General features: G+C 69.3%; 22 protein-coding genes. 13 read left to right on the top strand and 9 right to left on the bottom strand.

The annotated features are described in order from the left end of the window. Positions 1 to 35: 35 nt before the first annotated feature. The 6 genes from mreC to VNJ48_RS15165 all read left to right on the top strand — a co-directional run bounded on the left by mreC (position 36) and on the right by VNJ48_RS15165 (position 6,309). Positions 36 to 923: a rod shape-determining protein MreC gene (mreC, locus tag VNJ48_RS15190; RefSeq protein WP_325603562.1), complete on the top strand. Its 888-nt coding sequence runs from the start codon at positions 36 to 38 to the stop codon at positions 921 to 923. Continuing rightward, the gene (mreD, locus tag VNJ48_RS15185) at positions 920 to 1,441 is read left to right on the top strand and encodes a rod shape-determining protein MreD (RefSeq protein WP_325603560.1); all 522 of its coding nucleotides are present in this window, start codon (positions 920 to 922) and stop codon (positions 1,439 to 1,441) included. Before mreC ends, mreD begins: the two co-directional genes overlap by 4 nt. Next, positions 1,441 to 3,573: a penicillin-binding protein 2 gene (gene mrdA, locus VNJ48_RS15180; protein ID WP_325603558.1), complete on the top strand. Its 2,133-nt coding sequence runs from the start codon at positions 1,441 to 1,443 to the stop codon at positions 3,571 to 3,573. The genes mreD and mrdA overlap by 1 nt, the downstream gene beginning before the upstream one ends. Positions 3,574 to 3,622: 49 nt before the next feature. After that, on the top strand, positions 3,623 to 4,816 hold the full coding sequence (gene rodA / locus VNJ48_RS15175; RefSeq protein ID WP_325603556.1) for a rod shape-determining protein RodA: 1,194 nt from the start codon (positions 3,623 to 3,625) through the stop codon (positions 4,814 to 4,816). A gap of 87 nt (positions 4,817 to 4,903) precedes the next feature. After that, positions 4,904 to 5,431, top strand: a complete 528-nt coding sequence (locus tag VNJ48_RS15170; RefSeq protein WP_325603554.1) for a SigE family RNA polymerase sigma factor — start codon at positions 4,904 to 4,906, stop codon at positions 5,429 to 5,431. Continuing rightward, complete coding sequence (locus VNJ48_RS15165) at positions 5,428 to 6,309, top strand: hypothetical protein (protein WP_325603552.1); 882 nt, start codon at positions 5,428 to 5,430, stop codon at positions 6,307 to 6,309. Before VNJ48_RS15170 ends, VNJ48_RS15165 begins: the two co-directional genes overlap by 4 nt. 17 nt (positions 6,310 to 6,326) lie before the next feature. Here the strand turns inward: VNJ48_RS15165 and VNJ48_RS15160 are convergent, their stop codons facing one another. Genes VNJ48_RS15160 through VNJ48_RS15145 form a run of 4 tightly spaced genes read right to left on the bottom strand, consistent with a single transcriptional unit; the run spans position 6,327 to position 10,230 of the window. Then, complete coding sequence (locus tag VNJ48_RS15160) at positions 6,327 to 8,273, bottom strand: ATP-binding protein (RefSeq protein WP_325603549.1); 1,947 nt, start codon at positions 8,271 to 8,273, stop codon at positions 6,327 to 6,329. Between the two features lie 52 nt (positions 8,274 to 8,325). After that, positions 8,326 to 9,327: an endonuclease/exonuclease/phosphatase family protein gene (locus VNJ48_RS15155; protein WP_325603548.1), complete on the bottom strand. Its 1,002-nt coding sequence runs from the start codon at positions 9,325 to 9,327 to the stop codon at positions 8,326 to 8,328. 58 nt (positions 9,328 to 9,385) lie between these two features. Then, positions 9,386 to 9,607: a helix-turn-helix transcriptional regulator gene (locus tag VNJ48_RS15150; RefSeq protein ID WP_325603546.1), complete on the bottom strand. Its 222-nt coding sequence runs from the start codon at positions 9,605 to 9,607 to the stop codon at positions 9,386 to 9,388. Then, positions 9,607 to 10,230: a DUF2975 domain-containing protein gene (locus VNJ48_RS15145; protein ID WP_325603544.1), complete on the bottom strand. Its 624-nt coding sequence runs from the start codon at positions 10,228 to 10,230 to the stop codon at positions 9,607 to 9,609. The genes VNJ48_RS15150 and VNJ48_RS15145 overlap by 1 nt, the downstream gene beginning before the upstream one ends. 152 nt (positions 10,231 to 10,382) lie before the next feature. On the opposite strand from VNJ48_RS15145, the gene VNJ48_RS15140 reads away from it, so the two are divergent. Genes VNJ48_RS15140 through VNJ48_RS15125 form a run of 4 tightly spaced genes read left to right on the top strand, consistent with a single transcriptional unit; the run spans position 10,383 to position 13,722 of the window. Then, entirely contained in the window at positions 10,383 to 12,341 is a 1,959-nt protein-coding gene (locus VNJ48_RS15140) for a TIGR03960 family B12-binding radical SAM protein (RefSeq protein ID WP_325603542.1), read from the top strand. Positions 12,342 to 12,389: 48 nt separating this feature from the next. After that, positions 12,390 to 12,797 carry a hypothetical protein gene (locus VNJ48_RS15135; RefSeq protein WP_325603540.1) on the top strand — a complete coding sequence of 136 codons (408 nt, stop codon included), beginning with the start codon at positions 12,390 to 12,392 and terminating at the stop codon, positions 12,795 to 12,797. Further along, complete coding sequence (locus tag VNJ48_RS15130; protein WP_325603538.1) at positions 12,794 to 13,021, top strand: hypothetical protein; 228 nt, start codon at positions 12,794 to 12,796, stop codon at positions 13,019 to 13,021. Before VNJ48_RS15135 ends, VNJ48_RS15130 begins: the two co-directional genes overlap by 4 nt. Then, a complete protein-coding gene (locus tag VNJ48_RS15125) occupies positions 13,018 to 13,722 on the top strand; it encodes a hypothetical protein (RefSeq protein ID WP_325603536.1) in 705 nt (234 codons plus the stop codon). Before VNJ48_RS15130 ends, VNJ48_RS15125 begins: the two co-directional genes overlap by 4 nt. Positions 13,723 to 13,824: 102 nt before the next feature. Here the strand turns inward: VNJ48_RS15125 and VNJ48_RS15120 are convergent, their stop codons facing one another. Together VNJ48_RS15120 and VNJ48_RS15115 are read right to left on the bottom strand one after the other, a co-directional pair. After that, positions 13,825 to 14,559 carry a septum formation family protein gene (locus VNJ48_RS15120; RefSeq protein WP_325603534.1) on the bottom strand — a complete coding sequence of 245 codons (735 nt, stop codon included), beginning with the start codon at positions 14,557 to 14,559 and terminating at the stop codon, positions 13,825 to 13,827. A 42-nt stretch (positions 14,560 to 14,601) separates the two neighbouring features. Further along, positions 14,602 to 15,660, bottom strand: coding sequence for an alpha/beta hydrolase family protein (locus VNJ48_RS15115; RefSeq protein ID WP_325603532.1), 1,059 nt, complete (start codon positions 15,658 to 15,660; stop codon positions 14,602 to 14,604). Between the two features lie 35 nt (positions 15,661 to 15,695). Here VNJ48_RS15115 and VNJ48_RS15110 point away from each other — a divergent pair, with 35 nt between their 5' ends. Together VNJ48_RS15110 and VNJ48_RS15105 are read left to right on the top strand one after the other, a co-directional pair. Then, the gene (locus VNJ48_RS15110) at positions 15,696 to 16,235 is read left to right on the top strand and encodes a hypothetical protein (protein WP_325603530.1); all 540 of its coding nucleotides are present in this window, start codon (positions 15,696 to 15,698) and stop codon (positions 16,233 to 16,235) included. Continuing rightward, positions 16,232 to 18,778 carry a rhamnan synthesis F family protein gene (locus VNJ48_RS15105; RefSeq protein ID WP_325603528.1) on the top strand — a complete coding sequence of 849 codons (2,547 nt, stop codon included), beginning with the start codon at positions 16,232 to 16,234 and terminating at the stop codon, positions 18,776 to 18,778. The genes VNJ48_RS15110 and VNJ48_RS15105 overlap by 4 nt, the downstream gene beginning before the upstream one ends. A gap of 20 nt (positions 18,779 to 18,798) precedes the next feature. Here the strand turns inward: VNJ48_RS15105 and VNJ48_RS15100 are convergent, their stop codons facing one another. From VNJ48_RS15100 to VNJ48_RS15090, 3 genes are read right to left on the bottom strand one after another with little or no spacing between them, the layout of a single operon-like run. Then, positions 18,799 to 19,704, bottom strand: coding sequence for a glycosyltransferase (locus VNJ48_RS15100; RefSeq protein ID WP_325603526.1), 906 nt, complete (start codon positions 19,702 to 19,704; stop codon positions 18,799 to 18,801). After that, entirely contained in the window at positions 19,694 to 20,089 is a 396-nt protein-coding gene (locus tag VNJ48_RS15095) for a DUF2304 domain-containing protein (protein ID WP_325603524.1), read from the bottom strand. The genes VNJ48_RS15100 and VNJ48_RS15095 overlap by 11 nt, the downstream gene beginning before the upstream one ends. Then, positions 20,086 to 20,862 carry a glycosyltransferase family 2 protein gene (locus VNJ48_RS15090; RefSeq protein ID WP_325603523.1) on the bottom strand — a complete coding sequence of 259 codons (777 nt, stop codon included), beginning with the start codon at positions 20,860 to 20,862 and terminating at the stop codon, positions 20,086 to 20,088. Before VNJ48_RS15090 ends, VNJ48_RS15095 begins: the two co-directional genes overlap by 4 nt. Before the next feature lie 85 nt (positions 20,863 to 20,947). On the opposite strand from VNJ48_RS15090, the gene VNJ48_RS15085 reads away from it, so the two are divergent. Continuing rightward, positions 20,948 to 22,267 carry a hypothetical protein gene (locus VNJ48_RS15085; protein ID WP_325603522.1) on the top strand — a complete coding sequence of 440 codons (1,320 nt, stop codon included), beginning with the start codon at positions 20,948 to 20,950 and terminating at the stop codon, positions 22,265 to 22,267. Positions 22,268 to 22,282: the final 15 nt, after the last annotated feature.

The raw sequence follows: 22,282 nt of genomic DNA, 5'->3' as shown, positions 1-22,282 counted from the left end.
GCCCGATGGGGGGCCGCGAGCGGCGCTGGCGCGGCATGGACAGCCTCGACTCGCGCAACCGGCCGCCGCGCTCGCTGCTGATGGCGCTCGTCCTGGCCAGCGTCACCCTGATCACCCTCGACTTCCACTCCCGTGCGGACTCGCCCGTCGAGCCCGCGCGCCGGGTGATGGGCGAGGCGTTCGGCCCGATCGAGACGGCCACCGCAACCGTGGTCCGGCCCTTCACCGGCATCCCGTCGTGGTTCCGCTCGCGCGACTCGCTGAGCGAGGAGATCCGCGACCTCGAGGCCGAGAACTCCGAGCTCAAGAGCGAGGTGGCGACCTCGGGGTTCGACCAGAACCGGCTCGAGGAGTTCGACGGGCTGACGCAGGCCGCCGAGAGCCTCGGGCAGGCGCTCGTCCCCGCGCGGGTGGTGGCGTACGGCTCCTCGCAGTCCTTCAGCAACACCGTCACCATCGACGCCGGTTCGAACGCCGGACTCGGACCGGACATGACGGTCATCAACAACGACGGCCTCGTCGGCCGGGTGCTGCGCGTGACCCGCAGCACCGCGACGGTGCTGCTGATCACCGACACCGAGTCGATCGTGGGCGGTCGGGTCGGATCCAGCATGGAGATCGGCTTCGTCCACGGCAACGGCTCGCTGGCCGACGACGAGCTCGACCTGAAGCTCGTCGACGGCGCCGTCATCCCCGCCAAGCACGACACGGTCGTCACCTGGGGGAGCTCGCAAGGTCCCTACCAGCCGGGCGTCCCTGTGGGTCGGGTCACCGACGTCTACACCAGCCTGCGCGAAAGCTCCCAGCGAGCCGTGGTCGTGCCCTTCGTGAACTTCTCCGCCCTCGACGTCGTGGGCGTGATGGTCCCCACGGGGACCACGAGCGACCGCGCGGTGATCGAGGCGGACGGCGCCCTGCGATGAACCACCCCTCGAGCCGGATGCGGCCAGTCATCGCCGTGGTCGCCGTGGCGCTCGCCCTCGTGCTGCAGGTCTCGGTGTTCCCGCACGTCGCCTGGCACGGCATCGTGCCCAACCTCTGCCTGCTCGTCGTCGTCGGGGCCGCCCTCACGATCAACGCCCCTGCCGCGATGGTGCTCGGCTTCGTGGCCGGGGTGGCGCTCGACCTCGCACCACCCGCCGACCACGTCGCTGGGCGTTGGGCCCTGGCCCTCACCGTGGTGGCGTTCCTCGCCGCCCGGATCCGCCAGGACGTGAAGCCGACGGCGGCCGCCGTCGTCGCGACGGTGGCCGCAGCCTCGTTCATCGGCACCTCGATCTTCGCCCTCTCGGGGCTCCTGCTCGGGGACAGCGCATCGGTCCCGGACCTGCTGCAGGTCATCGCCGTGGCGGTGCTCTGGGACGTGCTGCTGACCCCGATCGTGCTTCCGCCCCTGATGACGCTGTTCGGCCGGCTCGATCCACAGCTGGCGGCGGCCTGATGGCCGTCACAGGTTCGGAGAAGAGCCGACTCCGCCTCGCGGTGGTCCAGGTCCTCGTCTTCTCCCTGTTCGCCACCCTCTTCGTGCGTCTCTACTACCTGCAGGTCGTGGGTGGGGAGGGCTATCAGGCCCAGGCCGCCAACCAGTCGGTGCGCGACATCGTGGTCCAGCCGCAACGCGGCCTCATCGTCGACGACCAGGGACGTCCGCTGGTCGCCAACCGCACCTCCTGGGTGATCTCGATCGACCGCAACCTCCTCGACAAGCTGGCAGAGCGGCAGCGCCAGCAGCTCGTGCGCCGGGTCTCGGTGGTGGTCGGTGAGACACCGGCCGGTGTCGAGGAGCGGCTCGTCACCTGCGGTCACGCGGGCAGCATCCGCGGCACCTGCTGGAACGGCTCGCCCTACCAGCCGGTCCCGATCGCCAGTGATGTCAGCCAGGACGTCGTCGTGCGCATCCTCGAACAGCCCGAGGACTACCCCGCCGTCGTGGCCGAGCAGCAGAACGTACGCGCGTACCCGCGCCCCTTCGGCGTCAACCTCGCCCACGTGCTCGGCTATCTCAGCCCGATCACCGAGGAGGAGTTCGACGCCGCGAAGAAGGTCGACGACCAGTCCCTGAACGGCGCCTCGAGCGTCGGCCGCGCCGGGGTGGAGAAGCAGTACGACGCGTGGTTGCGCGGGCTGCCGGGCTATCGCCGGGTCGCCGTCGACTCGATGGGCAGGGTGCTCGGGGACGACAGCACCATCGAGGCGACGCCCGGCGACACGTTGGTGACCTCGATCGACGCGAAGGTCCAGAGCGTGGTCGAGAGGTCGCTCGCGGAGCGGATCCGCTATCAGCGCACCCAGTTCGACGACGTCACCGGGCGCAACTACGTCGCAGACTCAGGCGCCGCCGTCGTGCTGGAGGCGAAGACGGGCCGGGTGGTCGCAATGGCCAGCCAGCCGACGTACGACCCGGGTGTGTGGGTCGGAGGCATCACCAGCTCGGAGCTCGATCGGCTCTACTCCGAGAAGGCCGGCACCCCACTGCTCAGCCGCGCGACCCAGGGTCAGTTCGCGCCCGGCTCGACGTGGAAGCCCTTCATGACGGCGGGGGCGCTGCAGAACGGCTACCGCACGGACACCAGCCTTCCGTGCCCGAGCGGCTTCCAGGTAGGCAACCGGGTCTTCAAGAACTACGAGTCCGGCCAGTACGGCAGCATCGGCTTCGCCAAGGCGCTCGAGGTCTCCTGCAACACCTTCTTCTACCGCGTCGGCTACGACTTCTGGCAGCGGTTCGGCTCCGACGTCGACGACGTCGATGCAAAGGATCCCCTGGTCGAGGAGGCCCAGACCTTCGGCTTCGGGTCCCGCACGGGCATCGACATCCCCGGTGAGGCGCCGGGCCGCATCGCTGATCGGCAGTGGAAGCGCGACTACTACGAGTCCATGAAGGACTACTACTGCGAGATTGCCTCGAAGCCGCAGACTGCGCCCATCAACAAGGACACGAGCGACTTCGTCTACAAGTTCGCCCGCGAGTTCTGCATCGAGGGCTACGCCTACCGCGCCGGCGATGCCGTCAACTTCGCCATCGGTCAGGGCGACACGATCGTGACGCCGCTCCAGCTCGCGCGCGCCTATGCCGCGCTGTCCAACGGCGGCACGCTGTGGCAGCCGACGGTGGCCAAGGCCGTCGTGAGCCCCACGGGGGAGGTGCTCCGGCGGATCACCCCGACGAAGAGCGGGACCGTCGACGTGCCCAAGAGATACCTCGCCTACATCGACCAGGCGCTGAAGAACGTCAGCAGCGTGGGCACGATGGCCTGGAAGCTGGTGGGGTTCCCCCTCGACGAGGTCACCATCCGCGCCAAGACCGGCTCTGCCGAGGTCTACGGCAAGCAGTCGACCGGGTGGGTGGCGTCGTACACCGAGGACTACGTCGTGGTGATGATGATCAGCCAGGGCGGCACCGGCTCCGGCTCGACCGGTGAGGCCGTCCGCAAGATCTGGGAGACGCTCTACGGCGTCAGGGGCGAAAAGGTCCACCCGGAGAAGGCGGCCATCCCGGGGGTCGTGGCACCCAGGACGCTGCCGACCTTCCTGGCGGACGGCTCCATCCTTCCTCCGGTCGAGGAGGAGCAGTGAACCACGCCACGAGACTGCTCGCTGCACTCGCACTCACGCGGGGACGCCGATGAGCGGCCCGACGCAGCGGTCCGGCCGGGCCACCTTCAGGGCACCGGGCCTCGACTGGCTGCTCATGTCGGCGGCGCTGGGCCTGGTCCTCCTCGGCACCCTGCTCGTCTGGTCGGCCACCTCCACCCGGGAGGACCTCACCGGCGGCGAGACCACGGCCTACCTCACCAAGCAGCTCGTCAACGTCGCGATCGGGCTCGTGCTGATGGTGATGGTGATGGCCACCGACCATCGGTGGGTCCGCATCGTGGCTCCGCTCTTCTACGTCGGGTCTGTCGTCGGGCTGGTGCTGGTGCTCGTCGCCGGCTCGACGATCAACGGATCGCGCTCCTGGATCCAGGTCGCCGGCATGTCCATCCAGCCTTCCGAGTTCGCCAAGCTGTCGGTGGTCGTCGGCATGGCGTTGCTCGTCGCAGAACGTACCGAGGGCCGCTGGCGTCGCGGGGTGCGCAGCACCGAGGTGCTCGGGATGCTCGTCATCGCGGGTCTGCCCGCCGCGCTCATCATGCTGCAGCCGGATCTCGGCACGATGCTGGTGCTCACCGCGACCGTCTTCGGGGTGCTGGCCGTGTCCGGCGCGGACCGGCGATGGTTGCTGGGCCTCTCCGCCGCCGGCGTCGCCGCCGCGGCCGCCGCGGTCGCGGCAGGGGTGCTGAAGGACTACCAGGTCGATCGTTTCCTGGCCTTCACCAATCCGGGCCTCGACCCACGCGGCGCCGGCTACAACACCGAGCAGGCGCGGATCGCCGTCGGCAACGGCGGCCTCTTCGGACAAGGGCTCTTCGACGGGTCCCAGACCCGCTCCGGCTTCGTGCCCGAGCAGCACACCGACTTCATCTTCACCGTCGCGGGCGAGGAGCTCGGGCTCGCCGGCGCCGGGCTCGTGATCGCCCTCCTCGCGGTCGTCATCTGGCGGGCACTCGCCATCTCCGCCGACACCGACGACATGTTCGGGCGCATCGCCGCGGGCGGCATCGCCTGCTGGTTCGGCTTCCAGGCCTTCCAGAACATCGGCATGTGCCTGGGGATCATGCCGGTGACCGGGGTCCCGCTTCCCTTCGTGTCGTACGGCGGAAGCTCGATGTTCGCCGGCATGCTCGCCCTGGGCCTCCTGCAGAACATCCACCTGCGCTCGTCGGCGGCACTGCCGGCTCGGCTCCTGACGAACCCCCGGCTGCTCGCGCGGCGCTAGTGGGTGTGAAGAAAAGCTGCCGACGCGGCCAACCTTTCGCGCACTGACTTCCGTCAGGTGGGTGACGAGGAAGACAGGAGGCAAGGCGTGTCACGAGACGAGGACTTCGGAGCGTACGTCGCCGGGCGACGGCCGCATCTCTACCGGACCGCTTGGATGCTGTGCGGCGACCCACACCGGGCCGAGGACCTTGTCCAAGAGGCGCTGACCAAGCTCTACATCGCGTGGCCGCGCGTCTCTCGGGTCGGCAACATCGACGCCTACGTCCGGCGGATGCTTGTCAACGGGCACATCGACGACAGCCGCCGGCCCTGGCGCCGCGAACGCCTGACCGCACAGCCGCCCCAGCTGGACGCCACTCCAGGCCCGGGTGAGGAGTCCGACGAGCTCTGGCATGCACTCCGAGCGCTCCCGGCTGGGCAACGCCGCGTGGTCGTCCTGCGTCACTACCTGGGCCTGTCCGTCGAAGAGACCGCCAACGACCTCGGAGTCGGCACCGGCACGGTGAAGAGCCAGACCTCGGCCGCACTCGCCGCACTGCGGCGCAATCTCACACCCGAACCAGCCGGCGCCTCCGCAGCGGCGACCGGCGACGCCCCAGGGGAAGCCAGATGAACGACCTCGACCAGCTCACCGACCGACTCCAGCAACTCGGGCAGCACGCGCCCGTCGCCGTTGTCGACCCGCTCCAGGACGTGCGTCGCGGCCGTGTCGCGCTCCGACGGCGGCACGCTCGCAGCGCCGTCGGTGTCACGACTGCCATGGTGGCCGTCGGAGCGGTCGCCGCGACCTTGTCCGGCCTCGACAGGGCCTCAGGCGGTGACAGCACCGGCCCTGCCGGGTCTCCCACCAGCGCAACCTCGCCCACACCCACACCCACACCCACGCCCTCGCCCACACCGTCTCCCCTCGTGTGCGCCACCATTGAGGAACTGGTCGCCGGCGACACCTCGGGATCGCCGGGAGCGGACCAGCGCGACCCCGAAGTGGCTGCGGCGCTGTCCGCCTATCGAGAGGCCGCGGCCGCAACGCTCGACCCGTCTGGTGCGCACCTCGACCCCGCCGACAACAGGCGATCGAACAACATCCAGTCCAGCTCCTACTGCGATCCCGAGACCGGTGACCACCTCACCAGCCTCGGCACCCAGATCGGCTGGACCGGCGGCGGAGCGCTCGGGGTGATTCAAGTCGAGGTCGTCTCGCCCGAGCAAGCAGGGGACTCTCAGACAGTGATGCGCCACGCTGGCTGGGCCGCCTACACGGGCCAGCTTCCGACTGGTGTCAACTCGGTCGACGTCACCAACTACAGCCACGGCGGCGGCGGGCACGCTGTGATTGTTGAACGCGCCGACGGGATCACCGTCGGCATCGACGCCGCGGCCATCTGGGGCAACAACGCCGCCCCCGGCTCGGCACCCGCCACCGACCTGCCTGGGATCGACAAGCTGATCGAACTCGCAGCCCGCCCCGAGCTGGCCCTCCCCGAGTCGTGACCTGACGCCCGCGGCCCTCAGCGGGCTCTGGGCAGCGTCATCGTGAAGGTCGCGCCCCCGTGCTCGTTGGTGAAGGCGCTGATGCTGCCGCCGTGGCGGGCGACGATCGTGCGGCACAACGACAGACCCAGGCCTGTGCCATCGACGCCTTCGGCGTGGTCCGGGGCGCGGTGGAACTCCTCGAAGATCAGCTCCTCCTCGCTCTCGGGCAGACCGAGGCCGCGGTCGGCCACGTCGATCCGGATCCACCCCGGCTCACCGTCGTCGTACGAGACGATCTCCACCTCGGCCGGCGTCGATGGGCGGGCGAATTTCACCGCGTTGCCGATGAGGTTCGCCAGCAGCTGCTGCACGAGGTCCGGCCCGGCGTTCACCGCGTGGGGTGCGTCGACCACGATCTTGGTGTCGGGGCGCGCGTGCGTCGAGACGACGTTCTCGATCAGCTCCGACAGCACGATTCGCTCGGGGGAGAGCTTCCCCTCGCGGACGACGGTGTAGTTGATCCAGCCCCCGATCACGCGCTCCATGCGAAGACTGGCCGTCTCGGCGCGGCAGAGCATGGGCTCGATGTCCTCGATCTTCCCCGCCAGCGCGGCCTCCCGCGCGAGCTCCAGCCATCCGCGGAGTCCGGTCAGGGGGGTGCGCAGGTCGTGGGAGACGATCCCCGCGAAACGCGACAGCTCGTCCAGCCGTTGCCGTTGGCTGGTCACGTCGGTGATCAGCACCAGGATCTCCGACTCGGGCAGGGGCCAGGAGGCGATGTCGAGGATGCGGCGATCCGCGGCATGGTCCACGGTCACCCTCAGGCGGTGCTGGCCGGTGCCGGGCTGCCCAGGGAGCTCGGCGTCGTCGACCGGTCGCCCGTCCTCGTGCCGGAGCCCGAGGTAGCTCGACCAATTCCGGTCCGGAGCCGGCAGCGGGCGACCGAACAGGTGCCGGGCGGCGGTGTTGTGGCGCAACATCTGGCCGTCGGTGTCGAAGAGAATGATGCCGTCGGACATGGCGTCGAAGACCTGGCCGAACAACGTCGACTCGGCGTCCGCCTCCTGCCGCAAGGTCCGTTCGCTGGCTATCGCGTGTTCGCGCCCGTCGCGCAGCAGCGCAATGTGGAGGGTGATGAAGGTGGTCGACATCAGCAAGAGGTCGATGATCAGCGAGGACGGCAGCACACCCTCGTAGCTGAACCGGTCAGCAGCCGTCAGAGCGAGCACGCCGGCGGCCAGCGACTGCAGCAAGGCGTGCATGGCCGCGCCGTACGGCGACAACATGACGCCAGCCCAGACTGCCGGGATCAGCATGAACCAGCTCAGGGGCAGGTCTGGGCTCAGGAACACGACGTACATGCAGGCGATGGAGACCGGCACCAGCAACCCCACGCCGACACGCGAGGGTGGAGGCCGGGAGCGCCACAGGTCACGATCACCGAAGTAGAAGATCATGAACGTGGCGCCGCCGATGAAGGCGAAGATGGTGCTGCGGATGACCCACCAGAACGTGAGGACCTCAAGGTCAGCGAACGGTTGGCGGGGAAAACCCCCCAGAACGGACACGAACGCCGAGGCGACCACGGCGGCGAGCGCCATACCGGCCAGGGATCGACCGCCACGCGGCGACCAGCCCTGGGAGTTCTTGATGAGGGCATAGAGGACCGTCATCACCCAGCACGCGACAGTGTTGAGCAGAGCCATCACGATGAGCTCGAAGGCCGGATGGTTGAGGAGGACGCCCACAAGGCAGAAGGTCACCGTCAAGAAGATCGTGGTGAGAACCGCTCCACGACCCGGTCGGCTGGCGCCGTCCCAGACCAGGGTCAGCGCAACGAAGCCGACGCCGACCGGAGGCCACAGCTCGGTGGGCAGGCCGGGGGCCGGGTTCTCCCCGAGCGCAACGATGCAGCCGATCAGCCAGCAGCCCAGCACGAACTGGATCCGGCGAGTCGGGGCCTCGCTGGCAGTGCTGTCCATGTGACCTCCAACCGCCGACAGCGTATGACGCCGGTCAGGATGTCGCGGGGAATCAGCGCTTCTGGTTCCCCTTTGTGCCACGCGGTTGGGTGGGGCAGTCGGTGGCCGCCGGGACGACGAAGTCGGCGTACAAGCGGGCGTGGTCGGAGATCGACGAGCGCAGCACCTGGGCCTGCTGCGGCTTGATCGTGGGGCTTGCGAGGAGGAAGTCGATCCGGGAGCCGTTGGGTCCAGTGCCTTCCGGGCCCGACCCGACCGACCACGCGTCGACGAGCAGGCTCGTCAGGGGTGCCAGGGTCGCGGTGTTGACGGTCGCATTCATGTCGCCGCCCAGGATGATCGGGTTGACCTCGTTGGCCAGGATGCCCGCGACGTGACGCGCCTGCGCCTCACGGAGCCCCTCCATCTTGTTCTGCAGGTGCGTGTTGTAGATCCGCACCTCCTGGCCGCCCACCTCCACGCCGACGCCGAGCAGACCTCGTTGTTCCCCGCCGGGACCGTTGGGGAGCAGGTAGTTCCGCGAGTTGAGGATCTTGAAACGGGAGAGGACCGCGACGCCGTACTCGCCGTTGCCCGACCGCACGTTGGCGCCGAAGGCATGGTCCATCCCGAGAGCCTGCGCGAAGTAGGCGGCTTGGTCGATGTTGCCGGTGCTGCCCTTGAAGCGGTCGATCTCCTGCAGGAGCACGATGTCGGGGTCGACGGCCGCGATCTCGGCGGCCACGGTGCCGATGCCGCCGTAGGAGCGATGGGTGTTGAAGTTGAGCACCCGGATCTCCACCGACTGCTGCAGCTTCTGGCACGCGATCGACTCGATCCCCGGAGGTGGCGTGGGGATGACGTCCCCGGGCTTCGCCGTCTTCGAGGGCGCCGGCACCTCGGGTGCCGCCGGCGGGTCGCTGTTGACCTTGGCGGGCATCTCGGTGGCCGTCGGGGTCGGTACGGCGCTGGGCCGGTCGTCGCCGCGCGTGCGGTCGAGCACGACCAGGGTCGCGATGATGCTCAGCACGAGAACGAGCAGCGCTGCGCGGATGAGGCTCTCGCGCTTGGTCACTCGTTGCTCCCGGATCAATGGTGTGGTCGTGGTGCTCGGAAGAAGTGTGCCGCAGACGTCACTCGCCCAGCACGAAGAGGTCTCCTGGTTGGCACTCGAGGGCGTGGCAGATCGCTGTCAGTGTCGAGAACCGGACGGCCTTCGCGCGCTGGTTCTTGAGGACACTGAGGTTCACGATCGTGACGCCGATCTGCTCGGCCAGCGCCGTGAGGGTCATCCCGCGCTCAGTGAGCAGCTCGTCGAGGCGACACACGATCCGGTGCGGTTCGTCGACGGGCATCAGACGAGCCCTTCGACGTCGTCGGCGAGCTCGGTGCCGTACGCGAACGCCTCGGCCATCGCCGCGACGACGAGCCCCCCTGTCAGCAGCAGTGCGGGGAGCCCGAACTCGAAAGTGAGAATCGGTGGTCCGGACAGCTCCGCAGCGGCTTCCAGGACGACGCCGTTGGCGAAGCCGGTCAGGCCGAACAGGAGCAGGGCGCCGGTCATCAGGGCGGCTCCGATCGTGCGGAGCAGCGCCACGCTGGATGCGCCGAAGGGTCGCCCCGCCTGGATCTGCCCCAGCAACCGCCACAACGCTGCGACCACCGTCACGATGATGGCCGTGATCGCCAAGCCGGGCAGGAGGCTGACCGACCAGGCCCACGCGCTCGCCTCCGGGATGGACACGTCGAGGCTCCCCGGCCACACGAGCTCGACCCCGTCGCGCGGTGTCACGTCCGTCGGTGACAGCGTCGTCTCACGGTGGGTCTCGACGCGCCAGCTGAGGGGCTGGCCGCGCAGCCACTGCACGACCGGCAGGACCACTGTGAAGACGGTGGTGGCCACGGCGATCATTGTCAGGGCGACCCGGGTCGCCAGGAAGTCCCAGCGGTCGAACGTGAGTCGGGAACGCTGGCGCATGGCGGGCTCCTGTGTTGTCGAAAGTCGATAAAGCATCGATGAACAATAACATCGAAGATCGATATGTCAACTCGATCGGACTGCGCATCGTTCCAACTTCCGGCGTAGCCTTGGCCGTTGCTCCATTCCTGCTAGTCCCTGAGGTGTGTCCCGTGTCCGTCGCTGTCTCCCCGGCATCGGTCTTCCGTCAGCTCGAGCCGCACCTGCCGTCGGTCCAGAAGCCGATCCAGTACGTCGGCGGCGAGCTCAACTCCACCCTCAAGGACTGGGACTGCGGGGGAGACACGACAGTCCGCTGGGCGCTGATGTATCCCGACGCCTACGAGGTCGGTCTGCCCAACCAGGGCGTGCAGATCCTCTACGAGGTCCTCAACGAGCGCGACTGGATCCTCGCCGAGCGCACCTATGCCGTGTGGTCCGACATGGAAGCGGTGATGCGTGAGCACGACATCCCGCAGTTCACCGTCGACCAGCACCGCCCGGTCCGCGGCTTCGACATCCTGGGGCTGAGCTTCTCCACCGAGCTCGGCTACACCAACATGCTCAACGCCCTGGACCTCGCAGGCATCCCGCTGCACGCCGCGGACCGCACCGACGAGGACCCCATCGTGCTGGCCGGTGGCCACGCAGCGTTCAACCCCGAGCCCATTGCCGACTTCATCGACGCCGCCGTCCTCGGCGACGGAGAAGAGGTCGTGCTCGCGATCTCCGAGGTGGTGCGTGAGTGGAAGGAGGAGGGGGAGCCCTCCGGCAGGGACGAGCTCCTGCGCCGGCTCGCCGTGAGCGGCGGTGTCTATGTCCCGAAGTTCTACGACGTGGCGTACGCCGCCGACGGCACCATCGAGGCCGTCGTCCCCAACCGTCCGGGGATCCCGTTCCGGATCGCCAAGCACACCCTGATGGACCTGGACGCCTGGCCCTACCCCGCCAAGCCGCTGGTGCCGCTGGCCGAGACGGTCCACGAGCGCTTCTCGGTCGAGATCTTCCGGGGCTGCACGCGCGGCTGCCGGTTCTGCCAGGCCGGGATGATCACCCGACCCGTGCGCGAGCGGTCGATCGAGACCATCGGCGCCATGGTGGAGAACGGCATCCGCAAGACCGGCTTCGACGAGGTCGGCCTGCTCTCCCTGTCCAGCGCCGACCACTCCGAGATCGGCGAGGTCGCCAAGGGGTTGGCCGACCGCTATGAAGGCCAAGGGGTGTCGCTGTCGCTGCCCTCGACCCGCGTCGACGCCTTCAACATCACCCTCGCCAACGAGTTCTCCCGCAACGGCCGGCGGTCCGGACTGACCTTCGCCCCCGAGGGTGGCAGCGACCGCATGCGCAAGGTGATCAACAAGATGGTCAGCGAGGAGGACCTCATCCGCACCGTCGCGACGGCCTACTCGCACGGCTGGCGTCAGGTGAAGCTCTACTTCATGGTCGGCCTGCCCACCGAGACCGACGAGGACGTCCTGCAGGTCGCGGAGCTGGCGAAGAAGGTCATCGCCAAGGGCCGTGAGGTCACGGGCCAGAACGACATCCGCTGCACCGTCTCCATCGGTGGCTTCGTGCCCAAGCCGCACACGCCGTTCCAGTGGGCCGCCCAGCTCGACCACGAGACGACCGACGCGCGGCTCAAGAAGCTGCGCGACACCGTCCGCGAGGACAAGCGCTACGGCCGGGCGATCGGCTTCCGCTACCACGACGGCAAGCCGGGGATCGTCGAGGGACTCCTCTCACGCGGCGATCGCCGGGTCGGGGCGATCATCGAGCAGGTATGGCGCGATGGCGGCCGCTTCGACGGCTGGAGCGAGCACTTCTCCTTCGACCGGTGGATGGCGGCGGCCAAGTCCGCGCTCGACGGGTCCGGGATCGACGTCGACTGGTACACCACCCGTGAGCGCGACTACGACGAGGTCATGCCCTGGGACCACCTCGACTCCGGCCTCGACAAGGACTGGTTGTGGGGGGACTGGGAGGACGCCCTCGCGGCCGCCGACGGTGCTGACATCGAGATCGAGGACTGCCGCTGGACGCCGTGCTATGACTGCGGTGTCTGCCCGGAGATGGGCACGGAGATCCAGATCGGCCCCACGGGCCAGACGCTCCTGCCCCTCGCCGTCGTCTGAGGCACCGCTCCGGGTTGGTGCGCCTCACGCGTGCCAGACTCCACCCTCGTGCCTCACCTGCAGGACCTGTGGTCGCGCAAGTTCTGGCGCCTCGCCGGCCGGGCGGTGGACCTCGACGGCGACGAGTCCTGGCTCGACGCGCCCGTGAGCAGCTCGTCGAAGGTGGCGGACGGATGGCTGGAGACCGAGGCCGCGCAGCGCGGGTGGGCCTTGGACCGAGAGTGCTCCAGCGCCGGGCTGCTGTCCTCCATGGAGCTGCTGGACGGACCGGGGTTCGATTCGGCTCTGCTCCGACCGCCTGGATGCGCACCCTGCGCAGCAGCGAGCGCCACGTCTTCAGCGGCAACTCCTCGGCTCGCACGCTCCCCGGAGCGGAGCGGAGCGGAGCGCGCCAGCGTCCACGTCGCGTTCCCGCTCGAGTCGGGCAACCTCCAGGTGTTCCTGCGCCGTCCGTGACCGACGACGGCGGGCTCCTTCTGGAGTCGTCGTCGGGCAGGTTCGGCCAGGACGGCGCCTACGTGGTGGTCCGCGACGGGAGCGACGTCGCGGCGCGCGTACCCCTGCACGAGACATTTCACATCTACGTGGATGACCGTGGGGTGCTCCGCACCGATCATGAGTTGCGGCTGCGCACCATGTCGGCTGTGAGGCTCCACTACCGGCTGGAGCGCTCGTCGTGACCCTCCACACGTTCCACCTGGCGGAGTTGCCGTCCTCGGTGACGGTGCGGGCACTCAGGCGCCCTCCGTCCGGCAGGACCGTCGATGGGCTCGATCATGCCGAGCCCCTCGCGCTGATGCGCCTCGGTGCCCCCGTTATCTCGCCGGACCGGCTGCAGCTGCGCCGGATGGCTGTGTTCGCCCAGTGGCGTGACGAGGCGGCCCTCGAGCGGTTCCTGCGCGACGACGCCCTGGGGCGCCAGCTGTCCGTCGGCTGGCACGTGCGCCTGGAGTTCCTGAGGCGGTGGTCTGCCCTCGAGGCCCTGCCTGATCTGCCGGTGACGGCAGGTGAGTGGGACCAGGACGAGCCGGTCGTCGCGGTCACGGTCGCGCGGACGCGTCTGGGTGAATTGCCCCGGTTCCTGCACTGGGGCAAGCCGGTGGAGCGGCTCGTCCGCGACGATCCCGCTGTCACCCTCGCCCTCGCCGCGGTCCGTCCACCACGGACCATCGTGACCTTCTCCGTCTGGCGGTCGGTGCGCGAGATGGAGCAGATGGTGCACGGCAGGTCGGCGGTCCCGGACCCGGAGCGGCACGTCGCTGCGATGGCCGAGCGCAGACGCCGCGACTTCCGTCACGAGTTCGCGACGTTCCGTCTCCGACCTCTCTCCGAGCACGGCTCCTGGGAGGGTCGGACCCGCATCGTGCCCGCGCGTGACTGAATCTCACCGCGCTGCTTCATCAAGGTATGTCGGTCAATGAGCACTTCCCCTGGTCAATTGACGCCGGGGAGTGCCCATTCACCGACATCCCATGGTGAACAGTCAGCGCTTCGAGCCGGCCAGCATCGTGTCGGTGAGCCCTGCAGGGGTGCTTGCCAGGCATGTGACCCTGTCCGGGGCGAACCCCGGCTGGTCCACGACGGGGGAGTAGAAGATGATCTCGAGCGTTGATCGGCGGTGGGGAACGCCGACGTACTCCTGGAAGGCGGGCAGGCAACCCTTCACGGCCTGACGGTCCAAGGCCTTCTGGTTCTCGAACCCCGTTGGGTCGAGGTCGTAGAAGTGGAAGACCTCCGACTTGTGCTGCTCGTCGCACGGGATCGCCGTCACTTCGCCGAGGGGTTGTTCCCCGGGCGGGAGATCCTCGAGCATCTGCATGCGAAGCACGCAGTCCCCGATCTCGAGGTTGTCGACACCGACCTGCGAGCGCGCCGAGATCTCGCCGGACGCGTCGCGGGTGGCCTCGGGGCCGCGCAGTCCGGAGTTGAACCCCTCTCGGAACTCGTCCGCGGCATTGTCGAAGGCATCGGACGTGAGCAGCAGGACCGAGGGGATCAGGGCCAGCGGAGCGAGCACGAGCGCGGCTACCGCCATCCCGCGGCCACCTCGACCGGAGACGAGGACGACGATCGCGAGCACGATCGCGACGAGCGGGAGGATGGGCAGGCAGAAGACCAGAGACAGGAACAGCGCGGCCACCGCCATGGCGCTGGAACTCTGCTCCTGCTCCTGCGGCTGCTGCTGGGCGGGCGCGGGTGCCCACTGAAAGCCCGACATGTCATCCCCCTCGGTGCTCGACGGCGCAACCCTAGTGGCTCGTCAACGGCCCAGCTGACGGTCGAGGTAGCGGATCGTCCGGTCCATGGCGGCGAGGAACGCAGGTCCGAAGGCATGCCCGTCGTCGTACCACTCGAGGGTCGACTCGACGCCCGCACGCCGCATCGCAGCCTGCGTTGCTCGCGCCCAAGGCGGCGGACACGTGTCGTCGAAGCGGCCGTGCGCCATCAGCACGGGCTCGGTGATCTCCCCGAGGTAGGGGCGAGCCGACGCTGCCCGCCAGAAGGCGGGCTCGTCCTCGGGCAGGCCGTGCGCCCGCACGACCGCCTCGGCGCGGGAGTCGCCGTCAGGGCGGATGAACTGGTCGAAGTTCTCGGCCTCCAGCGACGAGACAGACGCCCACAGCGCAGCCGCCTGCACGAGGCCCGGTTCGGCGATCAGTGCCTTCATCACGACGCCGCCTCCCATCGAGCGGCCCATCAGCGCGATCCGGTCGGAGTCCACGTTCACCTCGGAGGCACGCAGCGCCTTGACGGCCCCGATCACGTCGGCGGAGTAGCCGAGCCGGAGGTCGCGGTCGGAGCGCGGGTCGTCGGTGGATTCGGCGTGGCCCCGGTAGTCCACGTGCAGCGCGACGTAGCCCCGGGTGGCGAAGACGCCTCGCTCTCGGGTCATGCCCTGGCCGCGCACGTAGTAGGCGGGGTCGATGTAGCCGTGGGCCAGCACGACGGCCGGGAAGGGGCCCCGTCCGGTGGGCACGTTGAGGACGCCGGAGATCGTGAAGGAGCGCTGTCCCGTCGCCGCGCGGTAGGTGACGTCGTACGACGTGTAGGACGCCGTGCGCTCGCGGACGGCGCCCAACCGCAGTCGGGAGCCGCGGTGCGAAGTGGCCTTCAGCGCCGCGATCGAGACCGGGACCGGGGCAGTGGTCGGGGCCGGGACCGGAGTCGGCGTCGGGGTGGGAGTCGCCGCCGACGACGAGGGCGAGACGCTGGGCTCCCGGGGCGGCTCCGGTCGCCCATCGGGGGAGCGTGTTGAGGAGCAGGCAACGAGCAGGGCCCCCGAGAGCACCACCGTGGCGAGTCGGCGCAGGGACGTCACAACACCACCGTAGGCCGGACGATAAGGTCGCGCACGTGCCGGATTCGACCGAGAGCGACGAGATCGCCCGCCTCACCGCAGAGCTTGCGACCACGCGCTCCGAGCTGGCCGCCCTGCGCGCCGAGAAGGAGACCTGGGCCGAGAAGGAGATCAAGATCCGGGTCGACCGCGATCGTGCCATCAAGGCGGCCGACGAGTTCGCCACTGCCCTGGCGGCGCGGCTGCGCATCGAGAACGCCGGACTGGGCAAGGGCACCAAGATCCTCCGCCAGCGGTTCCGACCGCTCAGCCGGACCGAGGCCGTCCACCTCGAGCTGATCCGGAGCTCTGAGCTCTTCGACGCCGCGTGGTACATCCGCGCCCACCCGGACGTGGCGCACCTCGGGATGGACCCAGCCGTGCACTTCCTGCGCCATCCGTACGACCCCTTCCGCAGCCCGAGCGAGCACTTCAACATCGCGCAGTACTGCGCTGATCACCCCGACGTGTTCGCTGACCGGGCCAATCCCTTGGTGCACTTCCTGCTGTCCCCGGAGTCGCGGGGAGCAGACTCCTACCCCCCGCGGCGACGATGACGGGACCTGCCCACGACGCTCCCGACGCCGGCGAGCTGGTGACCCGCCGCGACACGGTCCGCGACTTCCAGCACCGGTGGCACCGGTTCGCGCGCCAGTGGCGACGAGCGTCCGAACAAGGCCATGAGGCTGGCCAGGCGCTGGTCCGTCGTGCGCTGGCGGACGGACTGGCACCGATTGCCGACCGTGAGCCGGTGCCGCCGCCGACGGAGGTCCTGCTCAACGCGGCCTGTGCCGTCGTGGCTGCCAGCGACCTCTTCGACGCAGAGGACTACGCCGTCGAGCACCGGTTGACTCTGGGCGTCGACCCGGTCCGGCATTTCGTCGAGCAGGGCTGGCTCGACTTGCGTGCACCCAGCCTTCGTTTCGACCTCTGGTCCTACTGGGCCGCGCACCTCGACCCGACCGACACCCAGGTCAACCCCCTGATCCACTACCTGCTGGTCGGCCGTCACGTCGGCCTGTCACCCGTCCCGGAGCAGGTCCCGTTCCGCCCGGGGAGCCTGCTGCCCGACAAGCCGCGGCGTGTCTGTCTCTTCGCCGCCTACGACCGCGACGGCATCGTCGACGACTACGTCGTGGACTACCTGACTGAGCTCGCGCGCCATGCAGACATCTACTACCTGGCCGACGGCGTGCTCGAGCCCGGCGAGCTCGACAAGATCGCCGGTGTGACGAAGGGCGCCTGGGCCGTCCCGCATGCCGCGTATGACTTCGGGTCGTTCTCGATGCTGGCTCGTGACCTCGTCGGCTGGGACGTGATCGACGGCTACGACGAGGTGATCCTCGCCAACGACAGCTGCTACCTCGTGCGCCCCCTCGACGACGTCTTCGCCCGCATGGACGCGGTCGCGTGCGACTGGTGGAGCCTGCAGGCGACCTCGATGGAGCACGGTCAGGCCTACGACGGTGACGAGACCCCGGTCCCGCTGGCCGAGGCCAAGGAGCGCTTCGTCGGCCCGCGCAAATGGACGGACGTCAACTACCTCCATCTCAGCTCCTACTTCCTCGTCTACCGCCGCCCGGTGGTCAGCGACCCCGGCTTCAGGTTCCGCCTCAACACCGTCAGCAGCCAACGCGACAAGATGCTGGTGGTCCACAAGTACGAAGTCGGCATCAGCCGCTACCTCATGGACGCCGGCTTCGATTTCGAGACCTACCTGCCCGAGCTCCACGCGTTCCATCCGCTCTACTCGGGTGAGGTCTTCGACCTGATCGAGCGCGGCTTGCCACTGGTCAAGCGCAACTACCTAGGTGAGAACCCCCTCCACGTGATCGATCTCGACGCGTGGCCGGACCGGCTCCGGGCCGTGGCACCGCTTGCACCGGTCGAGAAGATCGTGGCGAACATCGCGCGCGTCTCGCCCGCCGACCGGCTGCACGAGGCCTACACCGTTCGCCTCGACGACCAGGGGCGCCGCATCGTCGCGCCACGGTCGGTGTGGGGCGGGGCGCTGCGCAAGCTCGACCGGGAGTCCCCGGCGTTCGGGCACTGGTGGGCCTTCTGTGCCAACCCCCGCACCGGCCGGCTCGATCCCGGTCTGCGCGCCGTCTTCGAGCAGGTCAGGCACGACCCGAGCATCCGCAAGGTGGTGCTCACCGGCCCGCGCCGCCTCGACGACGTGCTGGAGGGTGACAACGTCACCGTGCTGCCGCTCAACACCGTCGACGGGCAACGGCTGCTCGTCCGATGCGCTCGCATCCTGGTCGACTCCGAGCCCAACCTGGCCGTCAACCTGCCACTGGCACCCTCGCGGCACGACTTCATCCATGTCGGCATCGGGCTGCCCGTGCTCGCCCACTCAACCTCGGCCGACCCCGAGGGGGAGTGGCGCAAGCTCGAGGCGATGGCCGTCGCCTCGCAGGCCGACGCCCTCGTGCGCGTTGCCGCCGTGCCTGATCTCGAGCTGAGCCAGATGTGGGCCACCGGGCTGCCGCGCCACGACCTCCTGCTCAGCGACCACCTGCCGGCGGACCTGGCCGAAGAAGAGTCCCGGATCCGCGACCGGGTGGGCGACCGTCGTCTGGTCATGTGGTGGGCCGCGGGCACGTGTGACCACACTGCTGACGAGATGGCCCGGATCAGCGAGTGGGCGCGCGCCCACGAGGTCGTCATCGGGGTCCGGGAGACTCGGGTCGATCGCCGGGACGGCTGGACCCGCGCGTTCGGCGACGGCGAGGTCATCTCACTCAGCGCCCGCTCCACCCCGTGGTCGAGCCTGATCCATCGCGTGGCCGACGCGGTCGTCACCGACCGGGTCGCGGAGGCGTTCGACGCCCTCGTCCTGGGCACCCCTGTCATCCAGTACGCCGCACGCAGCGCCCACGAGCCACGCAGCACCCTCGAGCCGGTGTTCGAGGGCGACGGCTGGCCGCCCGTGGTCCGGGTCAACGACACCGACGGACTCCTCGAGCAGCTCGGGGCGGCCCGGGACAACGGTTTCGCCAGGAGCGGGGTGGGCGTTCGACCGGGCATCGCCCCCCTCGACGGGCACGCCGCATGGCGGTTCGCCCAGCGGCTACGCGAGCTCGACCTGCGCTGAGTCCGAGCCCTCGAGGCTGCCTACGCCACGACGTGTCGCAGCACGCGTGACGTGGCGCTGCGGGACCGAGTGCCCAGGGCGGCCGGGAGCAGAGACACCGCATGGAGGCGAGACGTCCAGTGAGTGCGCGCTGCTCGGGCCGCACGCGGCCAGCCGCGAGCCTCGAGTGCGGCCGCCACCTCGCCGAAGTAGCGCCGCTCGTCGGCGAGCCGCTCGCCCTGCAGCAGGCTCAGCGACGACGCACTCTCGTCGTGGCGGCGATAGTCGAAGCAGATCTCGGGCGCCAGCACCAACCGGTTGCCGGCGACGATCGCGTCCATGATGAGGGCGAGGTCGAGGATGATCGGCAGGTCCGCGCGGAACGAGCGTTGCTGCAGGGCATCGACCCGGAAGACCAGGGATGGCCAGTAGAGCCAGTTGCCGCGCAGGAGACTCGCGGCGAGACGCTCGCCACCGAGCACGAGCGGGCTCGACACTCGGGGCCGGATCAGGGCCTTGACGCGGTCAGCGAGACCGTTCGATGGCTGACCCGAACCGTCGATCACCCGCACCCCGACCTGGATCAGCTCGACGTCCGGGTGGGCTGCGTGCAGTCGCCGGATCGTCGCCACGAAGTCGTCGTGGAGCAGGTCGTCGCAGCCCAGGAACATCGCCAGCGTGCCGCTCGCGAGGGTTCGGCACCGCTCGAAGTTGCCGGCGATGCCGAGGTTCACCTCGTTGCGCACGTATTCGATCCGTGGGTCCGGATGGTCGGCGTACGTCTGCTGCGCTGTCGGATCGGGATAGGCGTCATCGACGATGGTGACGCGCCACCGCGGGTCGGTCTGGGACAGCACGGAGTCGATCGTGGTGTCGAGCAGTCCCGGAGGCCCCCAGTAGGGGATCAGGACGTGGAGGCGATCCTCCTGCCCCTGATCACTCGACACTGCGGTCCGTCGGCTCGGTCTCACTCCGTGCCGTCGTCCGGTCCGGGGCCGCGGCGTCGACGTCCAACCGCAGCAGCGCGACCTCCTCGGCCAGGGTGCGGGTCCGCTCCTCGAGCTTCCCGATCTCGAAGCTGTGCTGGAGGCTCATGGCCAGCAGCAGCAGGGAGGCGATGAAGAAGACGAGGTTGGACGGCACCTGCACGTTGAGCAGGTCAGCGAGGCCGAAGAGCAACGCAGGGAACACCGCGACCGTCAGCGATCCCATGGCGAGCACGAACCAGATCAGCGCGTACTTCTCGCGCAACCGGTGCCGGCGCAGCATCTCGAAGAGCGTGATGACGACGATGACAGCGGCGGCGAGGCCGAGCACGGTGGCGCTGCTCATGCCGCGTCCAGGGGCAGGGGGCCGTCTTCGCCGACGACGCCCTCGTCGAAGTTGGCCGGCCACTTGCGCACCAGCGCGAGCCCGAGAGCGACGACGGCGCGGAACAGGAACAGGGCCGCGCGCACCGGTGAGGCGCTGGCGGTGCCGGCGGTACGGCGCCGCATGTCGATGGGCACCTGCGTGATCGTGCAGCCGACCCGAGTCGCGATCACGAGCGACTCAACCGTGTCGCCGAGGTATTCGGCCGGGTAGTGCTCGGCGAACACCTTCATCGCGCGGCGGTTGCAGGCGCGGAAGCCCGAGGTCACGTCGGTCAGCCGGGTGCCGGCGAGCCGGCTGAGGACCTTGGCGAGGAGATACATCGCCCAGCGACGCGGACCGCGGACCTTGTAGGGGTCGTCGGGCTTGGCGAACCGCACGCCGATGCAGATGTCGGCGTGGTCGAGCTCGGCGATCAAGGACGGCAGGAACCGCGGGTCGTGCTGGCCGTCGGCGTCGATCTGCACGGCGATGTCGTATCCCTCGCGCACGGCGTGGCGGTAGCCGGTCCGCATGGCGCCACCGACGCCGAGGTTGAACGGCAGACGCGCCACCTTGGCCCCGGCGGCCTCTGCACGTTCGGCCGTCGCATCGCCTGAGCCGTCGTCGACGACGAGGACGTCGACCTCAGGCTGGACCGCGAGGATCTCGCGAACGGTCGGGCCCACGCTCTCCTGCTCGTTCCACGCCGGGACGATGACGAGCACGCGGGCTGACGGATCGGTTCGCGGCACGCCGGGATGGTAGCAATTGGAGACCCCGCGCTCGGACCCGACGGCGCCGCCCAGCGGGCCGAGCTCGCTGAGGCATACTCCCCGCGTGACTATCGGGACGAAGGTGACCGCCCTCGGGGAGCGGATCGATGGTGTGCGCGGTTGGCGGGCACACGTACTGCTGCTGCTCGTCTTCGCGATCCTCGCGGCACCGTTCGTCGCCGATCAGGCGACGGAGAACACCGAGCTCAGCATCTTGGACGAGTGGCAGTACCTCGAGCGCGTCTACCAGGTCTCCCAGGGCGACCCGTTCATGCGCAACGGCGAGGTCCTGACCGAATGGGCACAGGACGCGCGCACGTGCCGCGGCATCGTCCGGCTCGGTCCGCCGGCCCCGCCCCCGTGCCGCGAGGGAGAGCCCTTCGTGGTCGCCAACTCGGCGGCAGCCGACCCGCCGTTCTACTTCGTGGCGACCGGCTCGGTCGCGGGCGTGCTCCTCAAGACCGGGCTCGTCGAGAGCCCCTTGATCGCGGGACGCCTGGTCGGGACGCTGTGGGCAGCCCTGAGCATGTGGAGCCTGTTCCTGCTGGCCCGGGCCATGGGTGCGGGCGGGGTCGCATCCTTCATCGTTGCCTCCTGCGTGCTGATGGTGCCCGGGCTGCTGCAGCAGTACACCTTCATCACGCCTCACGCGCTCGACATACCCGTCGGCGCCTTCGCCGCGCTGGCCACCTTGCGCTTCCTTCGCCGCGAGTGGCCCTGGTGGACTCTCGTGCTGGCCGGCCTGGCCGTCGCGGGCGTCAAGGGGTCGAACCTGGTGATCGTCGTCGGGCTCGGGGTCACGCTCCTGTCGGTGATCGTGTGGCCGAAGGTCTTCGACCGGGCCGACCGGCTGCGAGCACTGATGGGTGGTGCGGTCCTGGCAGGGAGCACCCTCGGGTTCACCGTGCTGTGGATGCTGGTCATCAAGCTGACCCAGGTCGCCGACCCCCCGCCCCCGGGCAGCTACATGGTCGAGTCGTTGCCGCTCTCGAGACTGCTGCTCGACACCGTGAGCCTCCTCGGCCCCTACGGGGAGGAAGAACTCGCCATCGCGAGCGTGTGGATGATGTTCCTCATGGCGGGCAGCGCGCTGGCGGTCTGGAGTGGACTCGCCAGGGAGCAGGCGCCGTTCGTCCGACAGCTCGGGCCGGGCTATCTCCTGGGCGCGGCGCTCGGAGCGGTCGTGCTCGACCTCATGGTGTATCTGACCACCGACCAGTACATCGGGATCCACTTCAGGTACGGCCTTGCGATCTGGCCCCTCGGGCTCGCGTTCGCCGCGCTCATCCTCCGCACCAGGACCTCGCAGGTGATCGCCGTGCTCGCGCTGATCGCCTATGCCTCGACCCCGTACGTGCTCGGCATGGACTCCATCATCAAGTGATGACCGGCGCCGGCG

Source organism: Nocardioides sp. (assembly GCF_035576065.1).
Lineage (GTDB): Bacteria > Actinomycetota > Actinomycetes > Propionibacteriales > Nocardioidaceae > Nocardioides.
This window is presented reverse-complemented; position numbering and strand designations above follow the sequence as displayed.

Bases quoted from the DNA above. Each gene is read 5' to 3' on its own strand.
- mreC (WP_325603562.1), top strand. From the start codon at position 36: ATGGACAGCCTCGACTCGCGCAACCGGCCGCCGCGCTCGCTGCTGATG.
- mreD (WP_325603560.1), top strand. From the start codon at position 920: ATGAACCACCCCTCGAGCCGGATGCGGCCAGTCATCGCCGTGGTCGCC.
- mrdA (WP_325603558.1), top strand. From the start codon at position 1,441: ATGGCCGTCACAGGTTCGGAGAAGAGCCGACTCCGCCTCGCGGTGGTC.
- rodA (WP_325603556.1), top strand. From the start codon at position 3,623: ATGAGCGGCCCGACGCAGCGGTCCGGCCGGGCCACCTTCAGGGCACCG.
- VNJ48_RS15165 (WP_325603552.1), top strand. From the start codon at position 5,428: ATGAACGACCTCGACCAGCTCACCGACCGACTCCAGCAACTCGGGCAG.
- VNJ48_RS15160 (WP_325603549.1), bottom strand. From the start codon at position 8,273: ATGGACAGCACTGCCAGCGAGGCCCCGACTCGCCGGATCCAGTTCGTG.
- VNJ48_RS15150 (WP_325603546.1), bottom strand. From the start codon at position 9,607: ATGCCCGTCGACGAACCGCACCGGATCGTGTGTCGCCTCGACGAGCTG.
- VNJ48_RS15145 (WP_325603544.1), bottom strand. From the start codon at position 10,230: ATGCGCCAGCGTTCCCGACTCACGTTCGACCGCTGGGACTTCCTGGCG.
- VNJ48_RS15120 (WP_325603534.1), bottom strand. From the start codon at position 14,559: ATGTCGGGCTTTCAGTGGGCACCCGCGCCCGCCCAGCAGCAGCCGCAG.
- VNJ48_RS15105 (WP_325603528.1), top strand. From the start codon at position 16,232: ATGACGGGACCTGCCCACGACGCTCCCGACGCCGGCGAGCTGGTGACC.
- VNJ48_RS15095 (WP_325603524.1), bottom strand. From the start codon at position 20,089: ATGAGCAGCGCCACCGTGCTCGGCCTCGCCGCCGCTGTCATCGTCGTC.